General features: G+C 41.6%; 16 protein-coding genes and 1 pseudogene. 14 read left to right on the plus strand and 3 right to left on the minus strand.

Going from position 1 to position 21,651, the window contains the following annotated elements; translation table 11 throughout:
- Positions 1-55: 55 nt before the first annotated feature.
- The 13 genes and pseudogenes from JHD44_RS04875 to JHD44_RS04935 all read left to right on the plus strand — a co-directional run bounded on the left by JHD44_RS04875 (position 56) and on the right by JHD44_RS04935 (position 16,318).
- Complete coding sequence (locus JHD44_RS04875) at positions 56-1,276, plus strand: MFS transporter (protein WP_199461625.1); 1,221 nt, start codon at positions 56-58, stop codon at positions 1,274-1,276.
- Positions 1,277-1,669: 393 nt separating this feature from the next.
- The gene (locus JHD44_RS04880) at positions 1,670-2,818 is read left to right on the plus strand and encodes a methyl-accepting chemotaxis protein (protein ID WP_199461627.1); all 1,149 of its coding nucleotides are present in this window, start codon (positions 1,670-1,672) and stop codon (positions 2,816-2,818) included.
- 16 nt (positions 2,819-2,834) lie between these two features.
- Entirely contained in the window at positions 2,835-3,116 is a 282-nt protein-coding gene (locus tag JHD44_RS04885) for an STAS domain-containing protein (RefSeq protein WP_199461629.1), read from the plus strand.
- An 8-nt stretch (positions 3,117-3,124) separates the two neighbouring features.
- Positions 3,125-4,792 carry an ATP-binding SpoIIE family protein phosphatase gene (locus tag JHD44_RS04890; protein WP_199461631.1) on the plus strand — a complete coding sequence of 556 codons (1,668 nt, stop codon included), beginning with the start codon at positions 3,125-3,127 and terminating at the stop codon, positions 4,790-4,792.
- Between the two features lie 8 nt (positions 4,793-4,800).
- Complete coding sequence (locus JHD44_RS04895) at positions 4,801-5,166, plus strand: response regulator (protein WP_199461633.1); 366 nt, start codon at positions 4,801-4,803, stop codon at positions 5,164-5,166.
- A gap of 35 nt (positions 5,167-5,201) precedes the next feature.
- Positions 5,202-7,463, plus strand: a complete 2,262-nt coding sequence (locus JHD44_RS04900) for a chemotaxis protein CheA (RefSeq protein WP_199461635.1) — start codon at positions 5,202-5,204, stop codon at positions 7,461-7,463.
- Entirely contained in the window at positions 7,441-7,923 is a 483-nt protein-coding gene (locus JHD44_RS04905) for a chemotaxis protein CheW (protein ID WP_199461637.1), read from the plus strand. Before JHD44_RS04900 ends, JHD44_RS04905 begins: the two co-directional genes overlap by 23 nt.
- Positions 7,924-8,012: 89 nt before the next feature.
- Positions 8,013-9,911: a methyl-accepting chemotaxis protein gene (locus tag JHD44_RS04910; protein ID WP_199461639.1), complete on the plus strand. Its 1,899-nt coding sequence runs from the start codon at positions 8,013-8,015 to the stop codon at positions 9,909-9,911.
- Positions 9,912-10,555: 644 nt separating this feature from the next.
- Positions 10,556-11,971, plus strand: a pseudogene (locus JHD44_RS19060) (methyl-accepting chemotaxis protein); the annotation flags it as partial.
- Between the two features lie 40 nt (positions 11,972-12,011).
- Positions 12,012-12,809: a CheR family methyltransferase gene (locus JHD44_RS04920; protein WP_199461643.1), complete on the plus strand. Its 798-nt coding sequence runs from the start codon at positions 12,012-12,014 to the stop codon at positions 12,807-12,809.
- Between the two features lie 12 nt (positions 12,810-12,821).
- Entirely contained in the window at positions 12,822-13,436 is a 615-nt protein-coding gene (cheD, locus tag JHD44_RS04925; protein ID WP_199461645.1) for a chemoreceptor glutamine deamidase CheD, read from the plus strand.
- 16 nt (positions 13,437-13,452) lie between these two features.
- Positions 13,453-14,499, plus strand: coding sequence for a protein-glutamate methylesterase/protein-glutamine glutaminase (locus tag JHD44_RS04930; RefSeq protein WP_199461647.1), 1,047 nt, complete (start codon positions 13,453-13,455; stop codon positions 14,497-14,499).
- A gap of 247 nt (positions 14,500-14,746) precedes the next feature.
- The gene (locus JHD44_RS04935; protein ID WP_199461648.1) at positions 14,747-16,318 is read left to right on the plus strand and encodes a sensor domain-containing diguanylate cyclase; all 1,572 of its coding nucleotides are present in this window, start codon (positions 14,747-14,749) and stop codon (positions 16,316-16,318) included.
- A gap of 6 nt (positions 16,319-16,324) precedes the next feature.
- On the opposite strand, the gene JHD44_RS04940 is transcribed toward JHD44_RS04935, so the two are convergent.
- Positions 16,325-17,113, minus strand: coding sequence for a formate dehydrogenase accessory sulfurtransferase FdhD (locus JHD44_RS04940; RefSeq protein ID WP_199461650.1), 789 nt, complete (start codon positions 17,111-17,113; stop codon positions 16,325-16,327).
- A gap of 75 nt (positions 17,114-17,188) precedes the next feature.
- Entirely contained in the window at positions 17,189-18,856 is a 1,668-nt protein-coding gene (locus JHD44_RS04945) for a VRR-NUC domain-containing protein (protein ID WP_325097046.1), read from the minus strand.
- Positions 18,857-19,038: 182 nt separating this feature from the next.
- Here JHD44_RS04945 and JHD44_RS04950 point away from each other — a divergent pair, with 182 nt between their 5' ends.
- Positions 19,039-20,412, plus strand: coding sequence for a peptidoglycan DD-metalloendopeptidase family protein (locus JHD44_RS04950; protein ID WP_233401762.1), 1,374 nt, complete (start codon positions 19,039-19,041; stop codon positions 20,410-20,412).
- 45 nt (positions 20,413-20,457) lie between these two features.
- Here JHD44_RS04950 and rsgA read toward each other — a convergent pair whose 3' ends face one another.
- Positions 20,458-21,435, minus strand: coding sequence for a GTPase RsgA (gene rsgA, locus JHD44_RS04955; protein ID WP_199461654.1), 978 nt, complete (start codon positions 21,433-21,435; stop codon positions 20,458-20,460).
- Positions 21,436-21,651: the final 216 nt, after the last annotated feature.

Below are 21,651 nucleotides of genomic sequence, written 5' to 3' on the forward strand. Positions count from 1 at the left end.
CCATCGATCAACAGATTAGAAATCTGTTTCATAACTTAATTGTTGAGAGGTGGATATGGGGATTGCTTTGGTAATGGCGTTTAATCAAGTTGTCAGTCATGGCTTTGGTTTGTTTTTATTTGCAGCACTTTTACCGTCAATGCAATCGGATATTGAAATTGAAGCATGGCATCTGGCGATCATTGGTGCAGGAACTCAGGCATCGTATTTGATGGGAGCCGCCTTGCTTGGAAGCCTTGGCCACAAGGTACGTTCAGAAGTGCTCTTGTTTGGAAGTGGGCTCACGACGGCTATTATTCTTTTTGGGATGTTGTTTTTAAAAATGCCTGAAATGGTTATTGCTGGGTTGTGTTTGATGTCTCTCAGTGCCGCATTATGTTGGGGAGGAATTGTTGAATTAATCTCTAGGTCTTCATCGCCATCCAACAAATCAATGTACTTGTCAATCGCATCAAGTGGAACTGCTTGGGGATATGGTGCAAACGGTCTGATTATGTTGTTGGTGTTGCCTGCATGGGGGTGGCAAGGCGGATGGGTTGTTGCTGGAGGTGTTGCATTAACATGTATTGTTACAACACTCATTGCATTGAGTAAAAAGTCTAAAGTTCAGTTTGTTGCTCCAGAAAATAATACGTTTATTGGGGGGGGGGCTGCGTTAGACACCAGGGGGCTAATAAAAACGATTGTTAACGAACGTGTTGCTAGAACGTCCTGTCTTATCTTGTTTCTTGTGGGGCTATCGACCATGCCTTTTTCTACTTGGCTTAACACGTATCTTGCAGAGCTTGAATTAGCAACAAGTATTGCTGGTGCGGTATGGCTGTTGGTCGGTGTGTCGGGCATGTTATCAGGTTTATGGGTTGGAAAACTATCAGATAAAAAAGGTGCCAGCCTGTCTTTGTTATTGATTTTTTTGTGCTTTTTTATTGGTAATGCCGCGTTTGCATTTGATCCTGTGAATGGTGTTTTGGTTTTGGCTGTGATGTACGGCCTTATGTATTTTCCTGTTTGGGGGGTATTGGCAGGTTGGGTCAATAGATCGTATTCATCAAAAGCAACTATGCAAGTAAACGGTGCAGGGATGATTGCCTTTGGTATAGGGGGAATTGTGGGGAATTTATTTGCAGGTTACGTGCAAAGTCAGTGGTCCAGTGTTGCTGGGTTGTTTGACGGCATTTTGTTGGTTAGCCTGATTTTGGTGATATTAGCAGTAAAATTATTTATGACTGATTTGTCTAAAAAGGTAATAGATATAACCTTGGCGCCTGATGCATAAGCTTGATTTAATGGTCAAGAGTAAGAGCTTATCAGAGTGCAATGCGCGATGTGTTCGTAAAACTGGTCTTCTATACTATGCTTACCGTACAAATGATGGACAAGGCTTGATAAAAGTTAAGTTAAATATAGTGTTAACTATTCAAATGTATACTATAGGAGTAACATACTGTTTTGAATGAATATTTACTTTGACCTATATTGTTAATCCTTATGTATGCATTTGTTGTATAGTGTTATAAGAGCCAATTAAATTGATGTATTGAAATTTGTAATATTTCGTTAGGCAAGGGTGAAATGGAAAGACAAAAGTCTTAGTCTTCATATGTTTAGGCTTCTTGTTGTGGATGGCTGCGTCGAGAGCAGTACTCAAGTTGAACGCTAAGGATTTACTATGCTGAAATTACTCTTAACTCAAGCCTTTGCTGTCGCTGTTGCTGCAATTCTTGCGCTGTCAGGTTTTTTTTGGCCTGCACTGCTTGTATTAGCCTTATCGGGCGTACTGCTTGCTTTTCTTGGAAGACCCAATACCTCATACGTCGCTTCAGCTCACTTGGATGACTCAATTCAAGAAAATATTCTCTCGGCAGAGAAAAAAGAAGCGCAAAAACTATTTCATGACGAACTGGTTCCAATTCTTAATGTTTGTAACGAAGACTTAGATAATGTGTTGACTACGCAACGTAGTGCAATCGAACTACTAAGCAGTTCTTTCGAGGATACGCATCGTCTAATTAGTGAGCAAACTGAGTGCATACACTCATTAATCAATGACAACCAAGACGGTTCACGTTCTTACAGTGAGGTAATGCAAGACTTTGCTGATCAAACCGCCAAAACGCTTGATCGCTTTATTAATACGACCGTCGAAATGTCCGCTGAATCTATGGACCTTCTTAGTAAAGTAAGTGAGATACACGAAGAAATGCCGGTTGTTACTAAAGCTCTGAAAGACATCGATGATATTGCAGAGCAAACTAACTTACTGGCTCTAAATGCAGCCATTGAAGCGGCTCGGGCTGGCGAAGCAGGCCGCGGATTTGCTGTAGTGGCAGATGAAGTAAGAAGCTTATCCAATCGTTCGGCTGGCTTTAGTGTTGCTATACAGACTCAACTCCAGAAAATTCAAGGGCAAGTAACAGAATTGACTAAGTCCATGGAAAGTCTTGCTGCACATGATGTTACCTACATCATGGAGTCTAAGCGAAGTATGCAACAGGTATTAAGTCATATTGTGGAGAAAGCGGAAAGTGATGCGGTCGTGACAGCACGCTTAAATGGTTTGGCTAGTTCAATTGAGGACGCTATCTTTGGCGCTACTAGAGGCCTTCAGTTTGACGATATTAACCGTCAGAACGTTGAATACACTATTGAAACTTTGAGCTTTATTGCTAACCACTTAGAAACATTAAAGCATACCTCTTTTGAAGATTTAGAACATGTTCTAAAAGACAAGCTTGAGCAAATTAAGGTTCGTAGCCAAGAACGTCACAACCCTGTCTCGCAGCAAGATGTAGACAGTGGGGATATTGATTTATTTTAGAGATTAGGACTGAATTATGTCACAGCCTTCAACAGTTATTAGCATTCCCGAACGCTTTGATTTTAGTACGCATAAGTGGTTTACCGAAAACTATGAAGAAGCGTTGTTAAAGTCAAATCAGATTGTACTCGACTTCTCGCGCGTTACTTATGTCGACTCATCTGCGCTAGGTATGATGGTGCTTTTACGTCGTAAAATTAGCTCCGCAGGTGGTAAAGGATACATACGAAATGTTACTGGGACAGCCAAAGATATTTTAGATATGGCTAACTTTAATACTCTGTTTGAGTACGAATAGGTCACTTGATGCCAATTGAAGATAAAGTGCTAATTCTTGAGGATGACTCAAGTACGCGCTTGATTGTTTCAAAGTCTTTGTCAGCCCAAGGTATAGAATCGGTTGTCGTGGGTACACTGGCTGAAGCTGAAACAGCTACTGAAAATCATAGCATTTCGTTATTTTTGCTTGATGTGCATTTGCCTGATGGTGATTCAACTGGCTTAGTGAGAAAGTTAAGGGTCAGTCATCCGTTAGTTCCAATTCTAGTGATGACCGCAGATTATGAGCAGAACAAAGTCTCTGAATTCTTTGATTTAGGGGTTCGTGACTTCATTAATAAGCCTGTTCATCCCATTTTATTGGCCAGCCGTGTACGAAGCTTTATTCGCAATTATGCGACGGAGAGGGCGCTTTTTGAAGCCAATGAAATGTATCAGCGTATTGCTCATGAGAAAGAGCAGGAAGAAGAGCTGGCGCATTACGTTTACAATCATATTTTAAAAGTACATACCTCTAATGTTGATGGATTAGAGGTAGCGATCAAGTCATCAGGACGTTTTTGTGGTGATATGATTTTATCTGCTAAGGCGCCCAATGGTAATTTGATAGTCATGCTGGCCGATGCAACGGGTCATGGTATGGCTGCTGCTCTCACTATTTATCCCATGGTATCAACCTTTGCTGCCATGGTAGCAAAAGGACTGTCTCTTGGTGCAATACTGAAAGAGCTAAGCGTCAAGCATAATCAATGTATACCGCAGAATCGCTTTGTTGCTGCTATCCTGCTTGAACTTTCATTGTCGGATAACTCTATTCGAATCTGGAATGGGGGTATGCCTGCTTTGCTTATGTTCGACCAAAACGGTGAGTTGAGTAAAGTAACCTCTAAGAACTTAGCAATTGGTATTCTTCCAGACGACCTAATCAGTACAAAAATGGAAACTTTTGAGCTTGATAAGGTTTCTAAAATGGCAATGTTTAGTGATGGGTTAATCGAGAATAAAGTCGTTGATGGGCGTACGATTTCATTTAATGAAGCTTACGACATGATTGCTGAACGTGTTGATGATCCGAAAACTCTGCTAGAGCAAATGTACGGGTATGAGCAATTTGCTAATGACTTAAATGATCATGATGATATGACTTTAGCAGTACTCGATTTAGAACGTTTGAAAAATGAGCTAAAACCTGTTGAAAGCGAAGATCTGTCACTTCCAGGATCATTTAAGTTTGATTTTGACTTGACGGGGGCAGCTCTTAATAATGAGAAGTTTGTATTTAGTTTATCTGAACTGTTGTCGTCGTATGGTTTCAGTAAAGAGTTTTGTCAGCGAGTATTTACGGTTGTAACAGAGTTGATGATTAATGCTGTGGATCACGGTATTTTTAATATCCCATCAAATCTAAAAGAAGAAGATTTTATTGCTTATCTTTCCATGCGCGAAGAAAAGCAAGAAAGCATTACGTCAGATGATCGAGTGACAGTATCCGTTGATTGGAATGAGTCGCTTCGAACATTAACTGTATGGTTATCTGATAGTGGTGACGGTTATGAATTAAAGGCTAAAAAGATCGATGATGTTGGTGCTGATGAATTAGCTTATGGACGTGGTCTACAATTAATATCATCGCTTTGCCAATCTTTTGATTATAGTAAACAAACAAACACTACCCATGTGACTTTAGAATATTAGAGGATTTTATGAGCAAGAAACTGCTTATTGTTGATGACTCGCCATCTGTTCGACAAATGGTAGAGATGACTTTAAAAGGGGCAGGGTACTCAGTTAAAGCTGCCAAAGATGGTCAAGAGGCTTTGAATTTCTGTAAAACAGAGCGTTATGACTTTGTCCTTACAGATCAGAATATGCCAAATATGGATGGTATTACTTTAATTAAGTCTCTTCGTGCAATGCCTTCATACGCTCGTACACCATTGATCGTTCTGACTACGGAAGCGAGCGATATGATGAAGCAGAAGGGTAAAGCGGCTGGTGCAACAGGCTGGATGGTTAAGCCGTTCGACCCGAAAAAGCTACTTGAAGTCGTATCGAAGGTTCTCCGCTAACCTGAAAAACTTCTCACAGACTTTCGGAGTGTAGGATGGATAATCTAAGTCAGTTTAACGAAGCGTTCTTTGAAGAAGCTCAGGAACATCTTGAGACCATGGAAACCATGTTGTTGGACTATGACGTGGATTATCCTGACATCGAAGACTTAAATAGTGTTTTCCGAGCGGCACACTCAATTAAGGGTGGCAGCGCTATTTTTGGCTTCAATGCTATGACTGGTCTAACTCATGTGATGGAAAACATGTTGGACCAAGCTCGAAATGAAGAGCTGGCCTTAACAAATGAGCTCATCACGGTTCTACTTGAAACGGTTGATGTCCTAAAAGATATCTTGCATAGCTATCGAAATGATGAAGAGATTGATTGGGATACCGTCGAGACCAGTAAAGCTCGTTTGGAGTCTGAGCTTGAAGAAGCCTCGAGTGGCGTCATCGAGAATCCTTCAGAGTCTCAACTTCAGGAGCAGGGTGACACTTTAACGGAAGTAGAAGATGAAGGCTTCGGCTTTTTTGATGATGAGCCTGTTGCGGAAAAGTCGGAAGATGACCAAGGTTTTGGTTTTTTTGATGATCCTATTGATACTCCGATTGTTAACGATCCAGAAGAAGACGAGCAAGGCTTTGGCTTCTTTGATGATGCTCCTGCAGCCCCAGCGAAACAGGAATCATCCGATGAAGACGAAATAGAAGGATTTGGTTTCTTTGATGACGCTCCTGCAGCGCCAATGAAGCAGGAAATATCAGATGAGGGTGAGATAGAAGGATTTGGTCTGTTTGATCATGAGACTGAAGAAAATAGTCCTAAGACCGTCTCCAGTGAAGAAGCTTCCGATGATTCTCAATCTGAAGAAGATTCACACCAGAATATTTCTAAAGAAAGTTCTGGGCTTTCTGATAATGAAGGATATGGCTTCTTTGATGAGTCTATGAAGGCACGTCAAGAGCAAGATAAGATCGATAATAGAAAAGGGTATGGTATTTACCCGAAAGATGAAAATGTGGCTGTGTCGAATGCCTCTGCTAAATCACCTAAAGCCAAACCAAAAAATACAGCGGCTACAAAAACCTCTGAATCGAAGAGTTCAGAAGCAACCAGTATTCGAGTTGAAACTGTCAAAATTGATAAATTAGTCAACCTAGTGGGTGAGCTGGTTATTACTCAATCAATGCTTAACTTAATTGGTAATGAAGTCCAAGAAAGTGTGGCTGAGAAAATGATGGGGGCTTTGGCTGAATTAGAGCGTAATACACGTGAAATCCAAGAAGCCGTTATGTCTGTTCGGATGCTGCCAATATCATTTGTATTTAATCGCTTTCCACGTCTGGTGCGTGATTTATCCACCAAAATGAATAAGCAGATTGAGTTAGTAATAGAAGGGGCGAGTACCGAGATCGACAAAAACTTGGTCGAAAAAATCTCAGACCCGCTTACTCACCTAATTCGAAACAGTGCCGATCACGGGATTGAAACACCTGATGTTCGTAAAGCAGCAGGTAAATCGGAAAAAGGTACAGTACGTTTATCGGCGGTTCAAAAAGGTGGCGAAATTGTTATCTCCATTTTAGATGATGGTGCGGGTTTAAATCGCGAACGTATTATTGCTAAAGCAGAAGAAAAAGGTATCGATTTACCGGAACCATTAACGGATGAAGCTGTTTGGCAGCTTATTTTTGCACCGGGGTTCTCGACGGCAGCAGAGATTACGGATGTATCCGGCCGTGGTGTTGGTATGGATGTTGTGCGACGCAACATTGAGTCTTTAGGTGGACGGGTAGATATTCAATCTGCACAAGGTATTGGAACAGAGTTCATCATTAGTCTACCACTTACTTTAGCTATTTTAGATGGCATGTGTGTCGAAGCTGAGAAACAAATCTTCGTGGTGCCATTAGTGAACATTGTTGAAAGTATTCAGCCTATGTCAGATCAAATTCGTGTCATTAAAGGCAGTAAAATTTTGTGGGCACGAGAAGAATATTGGCCTCTTGTCGATATAGGTAAGGTGTTAGGTGGTCGTGCGCAAAGTATCGATACTATGGATCTATCTGAATCAATTATTGTTTTAGTAGAGACCGCAAAAAGCCGTTTCGGATTGGTGGTTGATACATTAGTTGGGCAACAACAAGTGGTTATTAAGAGTTTAGAGCGCCATTATCGTAGGGTTGATGGTGTGGCTGGTGCAACCATCATGGGGGATGGTGGCGTCGCGCTTATTCTGGATGTCGATTCATTGACTCAGTTTATTAGTTCAGATTTGGGAGGGGCATCGTATGCCGTCAGAGCAGCAGGGTAACGCTTCAACTATGCCAACACGTGAGTTTTTAACATTTGTTCTTGGCGATGAAACATACGCTTTAGACATTATGACCGTCAAAGAGATTCGAGGCTACGAGGCCACGACTAAAATAGCAAATGCTCCTGACTTTATTAAAGGTGTTATCAATCTTCGAGGCGATATTGTTCCCATCATTGATTTAAGGATTAAGTTTGGGATCGGTGAGCCTACATACAATGAATGGACCATTGTTATTATGTTGAACATCCAAGAGCGCATAGTTGGCATTGTTGTCGATGGTGTCTCGGATGTCATGAATTTAGAAGATGAAGAAATTAAACCTGCGCCTGAGTTTGGTGTTGCATTTGATAGTAAATATCTACATGGCTTAGCTGCATTAGATGACCATATGGTTATCATCGTAGATATTGAAGAGCTTATTTCCAGTGATGAGTTAGGGATTTTTGAATCTGCCTAGTCAGCAATTAGATTGCCGCTTGGTGTTTACCTCCTTCATGTCAATGAAATGAAGGTGTCATACAAAATTAGGTAGGAAGGCGAAAAGTTATGTTTAAAGGCTTATTTGCAAAACCATTAGAAGAGGGGCAGGTAGTTGTCTCTCAACAAGAGCTCGTTAACTTACGCGGTCAGCTTGAAGCGTTGTCGAAATCTCAGGCTATCATTGAGTTTGATTTAAAAGGTAACATTCTTTTTGCCAATGAGAATTTCCTGAATGCGTTGGGCTATACTCTTGATGAAGTAGTCGGTAAGCATCACTCCTTATTTGTTGATGATAAAACACGTAACAGCACACAGTATCATGATTTTTGGACTAACCTAAATCGAGGGGAGTTCCAAGCAGGTGAATTTCCGCGTATCACTAAACAGAATAAGCGTATTTGGATTGAAGCAAGCTATAACCCTATCTTCGATGAAAACGGTAAGCCTTTTAAGGTCGTTAAGTTTGCTACGGATATAACGGCAAAGAAAAACCAAGCGGCCGACTTTTCAAGCCAGCTAGAAGCGATTTCCAAAGCACAAGCAGTCATTTCTTTTAACCTAGAAGGTGTTATTTACGACGCAAATGAAAATTTCCTAAATGCATTAGGTTATTCGATTGAGGAAGTGCGTGGTAAACATCACAGTATGTTTGTTGACTCCGAGTTTCGACAGTCTGAAGAGTATCGAGACTTTTGGCGTAAGCTGAATGCTGGTGAGCACTTTGTAGGGCGCTTTCCACGAGTTCGCAAAGACGGAAAAACGATTTGGATTCAAGCCAATTACAGTCCAATACGTGACGCCTTAGGAAATATCTACAAAGTTGTAAAATACGCCACTGATATCACCGCACAGGTTGAGGCCGAACAACAATTACAGTTGGCTGTTGATCAGGTAAACGACGCTATTGAGGCCGCAACAGCGAATGACTTAACGAAGCGTGTTTCTTTGGATGGCAAAAGTGGTTCGCTATTAGGGCTATGTCAGGGTGTCAATGCTCTGCTTGTTACTATGACGGATGTGATTACTCAAATTAAGAGTGCATCTGATGCCGTATATGTTGGTGCGCGAGAGATTTCAAATGGTAATACGGACCTATCTCGACGTACAGAACAGCAGGCGGCTAACTTAGAAGAAACTGCATCGAGCATGGAGCAGTTGACGAGTACAGTTAGGCAAAACTCTAACAATGCAAAACAAGCGACCAGCTTAGCATCAAATGCGGTAACGGTAGCAAGTGATGGCGGCGAACTGATTGAGCAAGTAGTTGTAACGATGGCTTCTATCAATGAATCGTCACAAAAAATCTCCGATATCATAGGTATGATTGATGGTATTGCTTTCCAAACCAATATCCTTGCATTGAATGCTGCAGTAGAGGCTGCACGCGCGGGTGAGCAGGGTAGAGGGTTTGCGGTGGTTGCATCGGAAGTTCGTACTTTAGCTCAACGTTCGGCTAACGCTGCGAAAGAAATTAAAGATCTTATTTCAGAATCTGGTGCGAAAATTTCAACTGGTAATGATCTGGTTAACAAGTCTGGTGAAACGATGAAGGATATCGTAGACGCCATCAAAAAAGTGAACAGTATCATGAATGATATTTCGTCTGCGTCTTCTGAACAGTCATCGGGCCTCGATGAAATAGGCAAAGCTGTTACACAAATGGATGAAATGACTCAACAAAATGCTGCCTTAGTAGAGGAAGCTGCCGCGGCATCGGAGAGTCTTTTAAATCAAGCTGATCAATTAGCAACCAACATGAGTCAGTTTATTGTTGATGAGCACAGTTCAGGTCAATTAAACAGTCGCCCTGCTTTGTCGGCACCAAAACGAAACGTTAATATGACGACATCTCGTCCAGCTGCTCCGACTAAGAGCTCTGCTCCTACTAAGTCTTCGGCACCAGTGAAATCAAAGCCGCTTCCAAAGCCCAAAGTGGAAGATGATGACGGTTGGGAAGAGTTCTAACCTATTAAGAGATGAATAGTGGCAAAGAGTTAAAAAGCCATTTGCAATTGTAACTAGTTAAAAGGAATAAAAGCGTGAACACTAAATTGTCAGTAAAGTTTTTTTTATTGGTTTTGGTAACGCTCTTTGCAGTCGGCTTACCTTCGTTGTCACTGATCATTCAATCGGATTCCTCAACGAGTACAGTAGATAAGAATCGACTTGAAGAGCTTGCATTGACCTCTCAGCTTGTTACTTCGCGAGTGGAGACTGGTGCACTGTCTCTTGCCGAAGGGTATCAACAGCAGGCAGATATCATTGAAAGCTTGCTTCAAGCCTCTCTCTCTGCCACAAATGAAGTGCCAAAAAGTTCAGAGAATACAGCAGTAGTATGGGCGATGGCGGCGGGCGTTGTGGCCATTCTGCTTATCCTTTGGATTGCTTCTAGCATTAAAACGGCTGCAAGCCAGCTTTCCACAATTGCTTTGGCTATATCCTCTAATCGTTTTAGTGATGTCACAAAAATCAACTCGGATGGCGTTTTCGAGAGTGTCGTTGTTTCTTTAAAAGGTATCGCTAAAGAGTTGAGTGTCAAACAAAAAGAAATGAATGACGAGGTTGAGTTAACGCAGAATACCTCTGTAGAAGCATTACGTATTGCTCAGGCTCTAAATGTCACTTCAACGAATGTCATGATCGCAGATGAAAATCGCACCATTGTCTACATGAACCGTTCAGTTGAGAAAATGCTGCGATCTGTTGAGTCAGAACTTCAGAAAGTTCTTCCTCAGTTTAAAGTAGATACTATTGTTGGCTCCAAAATGGATATCTTCCATAAGAACCCACAGCACCAAGCTGACTTATTAGCGGCGTTGGAAGCACGTCACCAGGCACAGATTCAAGTTGCTGGTATGTTTTTCAGGTTGACGGCTAATCCTATGTTCGCTGATGACGGTACTCGTATTGGCACGGTAGTCGAATGGCTAGATAGAACAGCAGAAGTACTTTCAGAAAAAGAGATTGGTGAGATTGTAAGTCAAGCGGCTGCCGGCAACTTTACTGTGCGAGCGAAAGAAGACAACAAGAAAGATTTCATGCTGTTTATGTCGAAGTCTTTAAATCAGTTGATGTCTACAGCTGATCACGGACTAGCGGATGTTTCTCGGGTTCTAATGGCAATGTCTGAAGGTGATTTAAGCCAACGTATTACAGAAGAATATCAAGGCCAGTTTGATAACCTTAAACGTTACTGTAATGAAACCTGTGAAAACTTGACCAATATGGTGCGTGATATTCAAGAGGCGGCCGAAACTATCAATCATGCTGCCTCTGAAATCGCTCAAGGTAATGCTGACCTCTCTTCTCGTACGGAAAGTCAAGCGTCAAGCCTAGAGGAAACCGCTTCCAGCATGGACTTAATGACTGGTAATGTGCGCCAGACTTCTGAAAATGCCCGTGATGCAAGTACACTAGCTAATGACGCTGCAAAAGTTGCCCTACAAGGTGGCGATCAAGTAAAACAAGTTGTTGCGACCATGTCTTCTATTAACGAAGCCTCTCGAGAAATTGCCGATATTATTAGCATTATTGATGGTATTGCGTTCCAAACGAATATTCTTGCCCTGAATGCTGCGGTTGAGGCTGCAAGAGCTGGAGAGCAAGGACGTGGTTTTGCTGTCGTTGCATCAGAAGTTCGAACTCTTGCGCAGCGTTCAGCTAATGCGGCGAAAGATATTAAGGAGTTGATTTCAGACTCTGTATCCAAAGTTGAAGAAGGTAATCGTTTGGTTAATCAGTCTGGTCAAATCATGGAGCAGATTGAAGGGGCCATTAAACGAGTTAACGAGTTGATGTCTCAAGTTGCTTCTGCATCAACAGAGCAGGCAACGGGGCTAGATGAAATTAACCAAGCAGTTGTGCGAATGGATGAAATGACACAACAAAATGCCGCCTTAGTTGAAGAGGCTGCTGCATCGGCAGACAGTATGCGCTCTCAAGCGTCGCTGTTACAGCAAAACGTACAACGCTTTAATATTGATAGTCAGCATCGATCCACTTTAATGTTAACCAGTGGTCGCTAACAGTAAGATTATTTTTGATTTGCAAATAGGTTAGTGTGCCATGGATAGAGAGTTTGCTTATACCGATGCTGATTTCAATAAAGTACGTTCAGAGCTCCGAGCCTTAGCAGGGATAAATTTAGCGGACAGTAAAGTATCTCTGGTATACAGTCGGCTTGCTCCTCGTGTTCGCAAGCTTGGTCTGAAAGCTATCAAACAGTATCTTACTTATTTGGAAACACACCCAGACGAACAAGAACATTTTATAAATGCTCTAACAACGAATTTAACGTCCTTTTTCAGAGAACCACATCATTTTGATTTGTTGAATGAGTTTATTCAAAGTGGCGAGCGATGTGAGCGAGTGTGGTGTGCTGCTTCGAGTACAGGCGAGGAGCCTTACTCCATCGCAATGACTCTTGTCAAAGCGTTTGGGCAGTTTGATATTTCAAGCAGAGTCATTGCTTCTGATATTGATAGCAATGTTTTGAACAAAGCGAGTTTGGGGATTTACCCATTAGATAAAGTTGATCCTATTGAAAATAAGAAAAACTTTTTTCTACGTGGTAAGGGCCCTAATAAAGGCCAAGCTAGAGTTGTTCCTCAATTGCGTCACCTTATAGAGTTCCGACAGGTTAACCTTCTTGATACTCAGTATCCTATTCAGGAAGGGTTAGATGTGATTTTTTGTCGGAATGTAATGATTTATTTTGATAAAGAGACGCAAGTACAAATCTTAGAAAAGCTTCTGCAAAAGCTCCGTCCAGGAGGGCTTTACATCGCAGGCCACTCCGAGAATTTTAATCACTTAGGGCACTTAATTACGCCAGTAGGACGAACAGCTTACAGGAAGGTTTAGTAGGAGGTATTTATGGCATTACGAGACGCTGCGCAGGAGCATCTTGCCACAAAAAAATACTTTGATCGGCAGTTTGAAACGGATGCCATGAAAGTACTGCCAGGTGAATATTATGCAACGGCTGATGACATTATGATTACAACCTTATTAGGGTCATGTGTTGCAGTATGTTTATATGATCCTGTTTCCAAAGTTGGAGGGATGAATCATTTTTTACTTCCCGAAGGGGATCCGAATGACTTGTTGTCTGCGTCGGGACGTTATGGCGTATATGCGATGGAGTTGTTGATCAACCACTTGGTGAAATTAGGCGGCCGCCGTGATCGCTTCCGCGCTAAAATATTTGGTGGCGGTGCTGTAATCAAAGGCATGACTCATAATAATGTAGGAAAAAACAATGCAGAATTTATTCAGCTGTTTCTGAATAATGAATGTATTCCTATTGATGCATCTGATTTGCTTGATATCTATCCGCGCCGAGTGAATTTTTTTCCTGTATCGGGAAAAGCAATGATGAAAAAGCTAACCAAGCATTACGATAATGAATTGATAGATAACGAGATTCGCTACAAAAAAGCTGTGGTGGAGAGTAGTCAAGTTGATTCTGGTGACATAGATCTTTTCTAAACAAGGTATCATATTAATGAGACATCAACCTATTCGAGTATTAGTGGTCGATGATTCCGAAATAATTCGAAGATTGTTAACAGAAGTCCTTAACTCAGACCCAGATATCAAGGTTGTTGGAGCGGCAAAAGATGCCTTTGAGGCTAAGAAACTCGTAAATTCTGTTCGACCAGACGTGATTACGCTAGATGTCGAAATGCCCGAAGTTGATGGTATTCGTTTTCTGGAAGTCTTAATGAAAGCGCGTCCTACTCCGGTGATTATGATTTCGACATTGACGCGTTCAAAAGCAGAAGTAACGTTGCGGGCCCTAGAGTTAGGGGCTGTTGATTACATTGCAAAACCTGTTGTAGACGATCTTTCAATGTTCCATCGTTACTCTAATACCGTCATCAATAAAGTAAAAATGGCAGCTCAGTCTCGAGTCGGTAATGTTCGTTCAATGAGCCAGCCAGTTGCGGCTTCTTCAATCAAGACCAATAGGGTTCTAGCTATAGGTGCTTCGACTGGTGGTACAGAGGCAATAAATAGTGTTTTGCAGCAATTGCCTGCACAAAACTTTGCTATTGTTATGACTCAACATATGCCTGCGGGCTTTACGACAACCTATGCCGAAAGATTAAACCGAACAACAGATTTTTCAGTCATTGAAGCGAAAGGTGGTGAAAGAATTCGTCCTGGATATGCATATTTGGCACCTGGAGGCCTTCATATGAGAGTCGTTAGAAAAGGAAACGACTTGTTTACGGACGTATTTGATGGTGAAAAAGTTTGTGGTCATCGGCCATCCGTGGATGTTTTGTTCGAGTCGGTTGCGACACAGGTAGGAAAGTATGCGGTAGCCGCATTGCTGACTGGTATGGGTAAAGATGGAGCTATAGGCTTGCAAAAAATTCATCAAACAGGCGCTTATACTATTGCTCAAGACGAACAAAGTTGTGTGGTTTATGGTATGCCTAGAGCAGCAGTGGAGCTTAAGGCTGTTGACGCCATTGTCCCATTAGAAAAAATTGGCGAGAAACTTATAGAAGGACTATCTGTTCGAAGTGGTTCCCCAGTTTAAGCTTTAAAGTTCTGAGTTATTTAAGCCTTGCTATATATCGCAGGGCTTTCTTAAGAAGTTGCTTCTATTATAAGTGGAATTTATAGTCTCGGGCTGAGTTTATAGAAATCGACGAATTTATTTTTATTTTTAATGTGCCATCATTTTTTCTTCGATAAAATAGAATGTATTCATAATGTTTTTATCATCATGATGCGATTTAAACTTTTATGGATACACGTTTTAAGAATTAAACAGTGAGCATTTAATGCCCTTCCTTCGATATTTAGTTCGCACCGACCTACGTCGCTTAATTCTGTTGTTAACTATCGGTAGTGTCCTAGTGACGTTAGGAAATAGTTACCTAGCTATTTACAATGTTCAGCGACAGCTTTTGATGAGCAATACGCTGGAGGCAAATCAGCGCTACGCTGCGAAAGTAGCAGAATCTGCTCAAATGCTCCTAACGTCTGCCCAACATAGTGTTGCCTTTAGTGCTAATTTGTTAGCTAATAATCTAGGTTCTTACTCTCCTGATGAGGAAGTCCAAAGGTTAGTTCTACAATCAGAAGTATTTAACTCGGCCATTGTGGTGAATCAAGATGCTGAAGTGGTTGCAGTGTATCCTGAGGGTACGATCTCGAAAGGTTATGTCTTGCCAGAAAATACTAGGCAGTCTTTTTACGAAAGAAAACCACTGATCACCAATCCTTTCCACTCTATTTCAGGTAATGTCTTAGTAAGTATTTCGCACCCTATCTTTGACAATCAAGGTCAATACCTTGGCTACATATCAGGTACTATTTACCTAAATAGAAACGGTTCTATATCTCGCCTAATGAGAGAGCACTTTTTCACAGATGCGACTTATCTTTACGTAGTAGATCAATACGGCGAGCTGCTTTTTCATGCTGATTCGAAGCGAATAGGTGAAAATGTTTCCCAAATGCCGATTGTTCAGCAAGCAATGAGTTTGGCCGAAGGCAGTCGAGAAGCGAAAAATTCTCTCAACATTAATATGCTTGCGGGCTATGCACCGGTTCCTGCGTCAAATTGGGGTGTGGTTGTCCAACGACCAAAAGAGCTGGTGATGAGTGCTCTTAACAATCAAATGATGAATGTACTTTGGCGTAGTCTACCCATCGCGGTGATTACCTTAATGATTATTTGGGTGATGGCATATTTGATTTCGAAGCCATTACGTCAGCTTGCAAAAAATGCTGGAAACGTAAACGATGAAAATGTTCAGGGTCAAATTGTCTCTATCCGCTCCTGGTATTTTGAAGCATCCCAATTAAAAATGGCTGTTTTAAATGCGATTGGGTTACTTAACGAGCGTATTCATAAATTAGATGTTGATAGCAATACTGATCCCTTAACACAGTTATGTAATCGTCGAGGAATGCAGCGCTGGCTTGATAAGTTTGAAACGACGGGACAAAAATTCTCTGTGTTGGCACTCGATATAGACCACTTTAAAGCCGTGAATGATCGCTTTGGCCACGATGTGGGTGATCAAGTGATTAAATTATTGGCAAATAATATGTCTGCCTTTATTCAGGAGAATGATTTAGCATGTCGTGTGGGTGGTGAGGAGTTTCTCATCTTTTTACCTGATACACAGTGTGACAAGGCTGTCGATATAGCGAACTCTCTTTGTGAACGCATCGCTTGTATGCCAATACCTAAGGTTAAACAAATCACTGTTTCAATCGGAGTTGGCTGTGTGCAGGAAGAAGTGAGTGCGCGAACAATTGATTTGGCAATAAAACAAGCTGATACAGCTCTTTATCGAGCAAAAGAGGCAGGTCGCAATTGCGTTCGCTCAGAAGATAATTAATTGCGCTCAAAACGTAAATCTTCTTGGGCTTGCTTTTCTTGGTATATGAATGAGCTGCAAGCCATAGTGCTTCGCTTGGTGAACAGCCAGGGTGCTCGGTGAGGCAAGGTGCCCAAGACTTGAAACTTTCGCCCTTACTGCTTTAAGAATGAGTTCAGTACTGCATCGACTGCTCATTAGTATATGATTGCCTTCGAGAGTATGACCTTCCATCATAGCCTTACCAATCAACTTATCTAGCGCATTATGTCTGCCTATGTCCTCGGCGAAATAGCAAAAATCACCGCTTTTGTCTAATAGCATTGCCCCATGTATTGCTCCTGAAACAGAGCCGATTTCTTGATGTGATACAAAGGCTTCTTTAGCCGCGATCCAATACTGATCAGAAAGAGAGGGGTGTTCAATGAGTTTATTGAGAGGGGGGAAAGCTTGTTCTATAGCCTCAATACCACATAAACCACAACCGCTATTCCCTTTTCTTCGGCGCATGATATCTCTGCTACGCTGTTGAGCACGATTGGTAAGCGCCAAGTTAGCGATTAGGTGCTCAGGTAGATGTTCTGTCGCACTTTTTTGGTCCAGTTGTATTTCTAGGACTTCACTTGCTGTATTGATCAGCCCTTCAGAAAAAGCAAAACCAACGACAAAGGCTTCAATATCGATATCGGTTACCATGATCACAGCATAATTCAGATCATTAATGCTGATTGCGATTGGGACTTCTCGAACTAATTCAATTTCACTGGAACCTTGTTGATCTGAAAAGTTTATGGATGACGTTCCTTGAGTGCTCATATTTTTGCTCAGTAAATGGCAGGTTAGACGTTTGTTGATTACTCTACTCTAAATTTAATGTATGCACATGACTATTTAAGACAGCCATCTTACTTTGGCAACACAGCAGTCAAACCCAAGCTTTATAAGCTGTTCAAGCCAAAGCTGTTGCTGAATTTGTAAGCGGTCATTTGGTGCTTTCACTTCAATAAAGGCTGTTGTATTAGTGACTAAATTGAACTGTATTAAGTCAGGTAATCCTTTTTTATGTTGGCGTAAGTCTTGTTCTAAATACTTAAAAATGCCTTTAATTTGCTCTTTTGAAATGGAATCTAAAGCCTGTTCAATCATTTCAACACTGAGCACTGGCCAGTACACGAAAGGACAGCGTAAACCATGTTTGGCATGGTAGTTTTCCAGAATTACTTGTTTATAAGTGTCTTCATTCAGAGAGGATTCTAAAGAGTCTACATAATGCTTGCGAACTGCTAGAAAGTCTTGGGAATACAGGTCGGCCGGAGCCGCTTGAAAAGGGTGGAAGAATGCGCCTTTAATAGGAGCGTAAATAGCTTCCCAATAAAGAAGTCCCCACAATGCAGGTATTAAACGGTTTTCTATATAGTAAACCGGTGAGTTGGTTTCAGTTAAAAATGTCGCCACCGCTTTTTCAACACTTTGTGGGGCATTGCTGAAGGTAATTTCCTTCTCAGTAATATGGATAATTGAGGGGAGAGAAAGGGTGGCACCCCCAACTTTTTTATACTGTCGCTTAAGAATCCGGTAAATAAGAGTCCTAGTTTCACCATGAACTGTAACGTTTAATAAATCCTCTGCTAAAGCAATTGTGTTCTTAGGATGGCATTGCTTTTCCATAATACGTAGTAAACGTATATTGGCCTCGTTGCTACCTATACTTTTATACGCCTTCATTGCTTGTGTAAATTGCCCTCTTTTTTCGAGTGTTTGGGCAGCACGAAAGCACACATTTTTGCGTTTGGCCTCAAGCCACCTACTGGGATTAGTAGAGAGCAATGAATCATCGAGTGTTAATGTCGATTCAGTAGACGTTAGCTCTAATTGATCCAATACCGAATCTAATTGAAGGTAATTAGTGATGTCCTCTCTGCTTTTAAACGCCCTCAATGTGGCACTGTATGAGATAGCTTCGTAGTGTATAAGGCCTAGCTCAGTGATGATGAATTCGGACCAATCTTGATGAAGATTGCCAAAAAACATCAATTGAATGCGTTTGAAAAAGCTTCTATCGGTTAATTTAAGCCAAGTGCGATTATCTCCCCAATCTGAAAAGCGCTGAAGGCGGTCACTTTGTGTCAATTGTTTAAGCAGTACAACTAACTCTGCTTTTCGGGTGTTTTTCTTGGGGGCGTTTGTTAGGCGAGTTTGACAGTAAGCCCAGAGAAAATCTTTGTTGAGTTTGTTAGTTGCTTCATCAAATGAAACGTGTGGGTCGATTTCAATCAGTTTTGCTTCTGATAGCAATGTCGTAGCCGTTTCGAGAGCTCTAATCTCTGTATAGTTGAGATCCGATAGACAAAAAAGTTCTCCTTTGCGCATGTTCAGTCTGACCAATAAGGCTTTAGCCTCTTTTGGAAGAGATATAATTGCTTGCAAGTTTACTACCTCCTCATGCGAAAGGCAGTCCCTGTGATGCTGTAGTACCCAGCGCCAAATGGTTTGTGCATTCTCAAGGTAATAGAAGGGGTTTTCTAAAGAAGCTGTTTTGATCAGATCTGAATCATTCATATCAAGATTGCGTAAGAGGTAGTATTTTGTAATATAGCTTGATCTTATAGACTGTCATTTTTTAAAAGACTCAGGCAAGATGGGACAGTCTTTTTACTATATATCAATATGATGCCTTTTGTGAGGTATCATAAATCTCAAGATGGCAGCAGAGAGCTGCCCTGGAAAGAAGTTTACTCTCTATGGTTCAACCGAAAAGAAAACTGCGTTGGCTGCCTCGTGGCCCAAGACTTTGGGTGTTATTGATTGTTTCAGTCTTTGTATTGTTTTTGATGATTTATGAAGGCACTGTTGAAGATGATCAGCGTGCTGAAAACTACCAGGCTCTACCTAACAATCGAATAGAGCTGACTCCTATTACCACGCAACTTGCTAACGCCCCGCAGCCCCCATCACTGGATGCGCTGGCACCGCCAATGAATATGGTGCCTACGACTGAAGGAGAATCAATTGTTGATCAAGTAACGCAGTCTGCCCCGAAACCTAGAGTTGTTGAGCATCTAATAAAGTCGGGTGACACTTTAGAAGCAATATTTCTGCAATATGGCTTTACGGTCAATACTTTATATAGCGTCCTAGAAGCAGATCAAGAGTACTTAGTTTTAGAGCCGTTGCAGGTAGGCGATCGGTTGCGCTTTGAAACGAATGATAAAGATGAATTGGTACGTATTTCTCGTAAGATTGATGCCAGTAAAACCATCGCTTATGTTCAGCATGACAATGGAGGGTTTGTTTATAAAGAAGAGCTGAAGCCTATTTCATGGAGCCAATTTACTAAGCATGGTTCCGTTGAAGGTAGTTTTTACTTATCTGCAAAACGTAGTGGCTTGTCCGATGCTAATATTATGACAATTAGTGATTTGCTAAAGGGGCGTTTAGATTTCAGACGAGACATTCGTGCGGGAGACCCATTTGACGTGGTGTTAAAGCAAGGTGATGTAGACGGTGAATCGGTAGGGAGTGAGCAGGTGGAGGCTGTCCGAATAAAAGTTCGGGGGCAATATTACCAGGCTTTTCTGAACAGCTCTGATGGACGATTTTATGATGAGTCTGGCAATAGCCTGACACCCGCCTTACGTCGTTGGCCAACGTCTGTGACCTATCGTGTGAGCTCTGGTTTTAATCCAAACCGTATGCATCCTGTTACTGGTCGACCTTCCCCTCATAATGGTACGGATTTAGCGACACCAAGTGGTACGAAAGTTCTAGCGACAGGTGACGGAATTGTCACTCGAACTGCTAATCACCGCTACGCAGGTAAATATATTGATGTAGATAATATTGGTAAATACAGCACGCGTTTCTTGCACCTAAGTAAAATCCTTGTGAAAAAGGGACAGCGTGTGAAGCGTGGACAAGTCATTGCATTATCCGGTTCAACTGGACGTGTGACCGGGCCCCATTTGCATTACGAACTTCATATTAATGGTCGTCCAGTTAACCCAATGAAAGCTAAGATACCAACGTTACAATCTATTGCTAAGGCGGAAAGGCCAGAGTTCGATAAAGCCATCGCAGCCTGGACAGAAATGATGGATGCTAAAGATACACTTTAGTTGTTAGACAATAAAAAACCTGCCTAGGCAGGTTTTTTATTAAAATCACTCAGATATGCTATGTTTTCGTGCCCTTGCCTCAGAGTGAGCGCTACGATGAAATTTATCGTGTGGCTTTGACTTCTGGTTTGAGTCATCTTCACCATAAAAGTGTGAGCGCTTGAAAGCTTTGACTCGTTGTTCGTCCAACTCGCCTTCTTCAATAGCCTTTCGTACATTACAGCCAGGTTCGTTGTTGTGGCTGCAATCATTGAAACGACACTTTTCCGCGAACTTTGTAACAAGTTCAAAGCCTGAAATTGAGCTTTGTGCCTCGTTCGCTTGAAGTTCTCTTAACGCAGGTGAATCTAATAGCACAGCGCCGTTAGGTAATCTGAATAGGGCGTCTTGAGCTACAGAGAAGTGAGTCAAGTCTGAGTCTAGTGTTATCAGGCTACGAACCAAGCGTGATTTTCCTGATCCTGGCGCTCCAAGAATAGCAATTGTTCTACCTTTCTTGAAAAAGTCTTGCAGTGCCTGCAACGGCTCATCTGATTTAGTGTTTACCGTCTCGATCAAAAGTAAAGGGTCAAGTCGTTGTACTTGCTCACGCTTTTCATCGACAGTATCACAAAGGTCCGCTTTCGTTAGAACGACGATAGCATCGGCTTCTGCATCGTGAACCAGTTCTAGGTAACGTTTGATAAGTTCTATATTAAAAGATTCATCCAAAGCGCTAACAATCAAAACTGTGTCTATATTAGAAGCAATCAGGTGAGCGTCTTGATTGAATAATGCACTTCGATCAAGTTTGCGTACAAATTTGTTATCACCGTCAACAACTACCCAATCACCAATAGTCATATTTGGCTGAGAGACATCTTTTGATAGGTGAATCAAACCGCTTTCTGAAAGCAGGTTATACCTAGACGGTTCTACTTGGCAAACTCTTGCTACGCTATGGGATTCAAGGTCATCCAATGACAACTGTTGCTGGAAGTAGGTTTGCCAGCCTAATTCGAACAATGAAATAGATGCATCCATTAGGAAAACTCCAGGTGCAAAGGCACCAACAAACGAGATAAAGAAAAGCCACTAGAATGCAAAAGTCGCTTTTCCCGTGAGCAACTGACTATCGTTAAAGTATGGACGATAACAATGAGTCAATCGTATTCGAGATTAGCACAGTGTTTCTTCAGGAAAAATGCCTTTTTTGTGTTTTGATGTTTTACTAATGTGTAAGTTAGTGCATATATATAG

The organism is Marinomonas ostreistagni, from assembly GCF_016461785.1.
GTDB classification, from domain to species: Bacteria; Pseudomonadota; Gammaproteobacteria; order Pseudomonadales; family Marinomonadaceae; genus Marinomonas; species Marinomonas ostreistagni_A.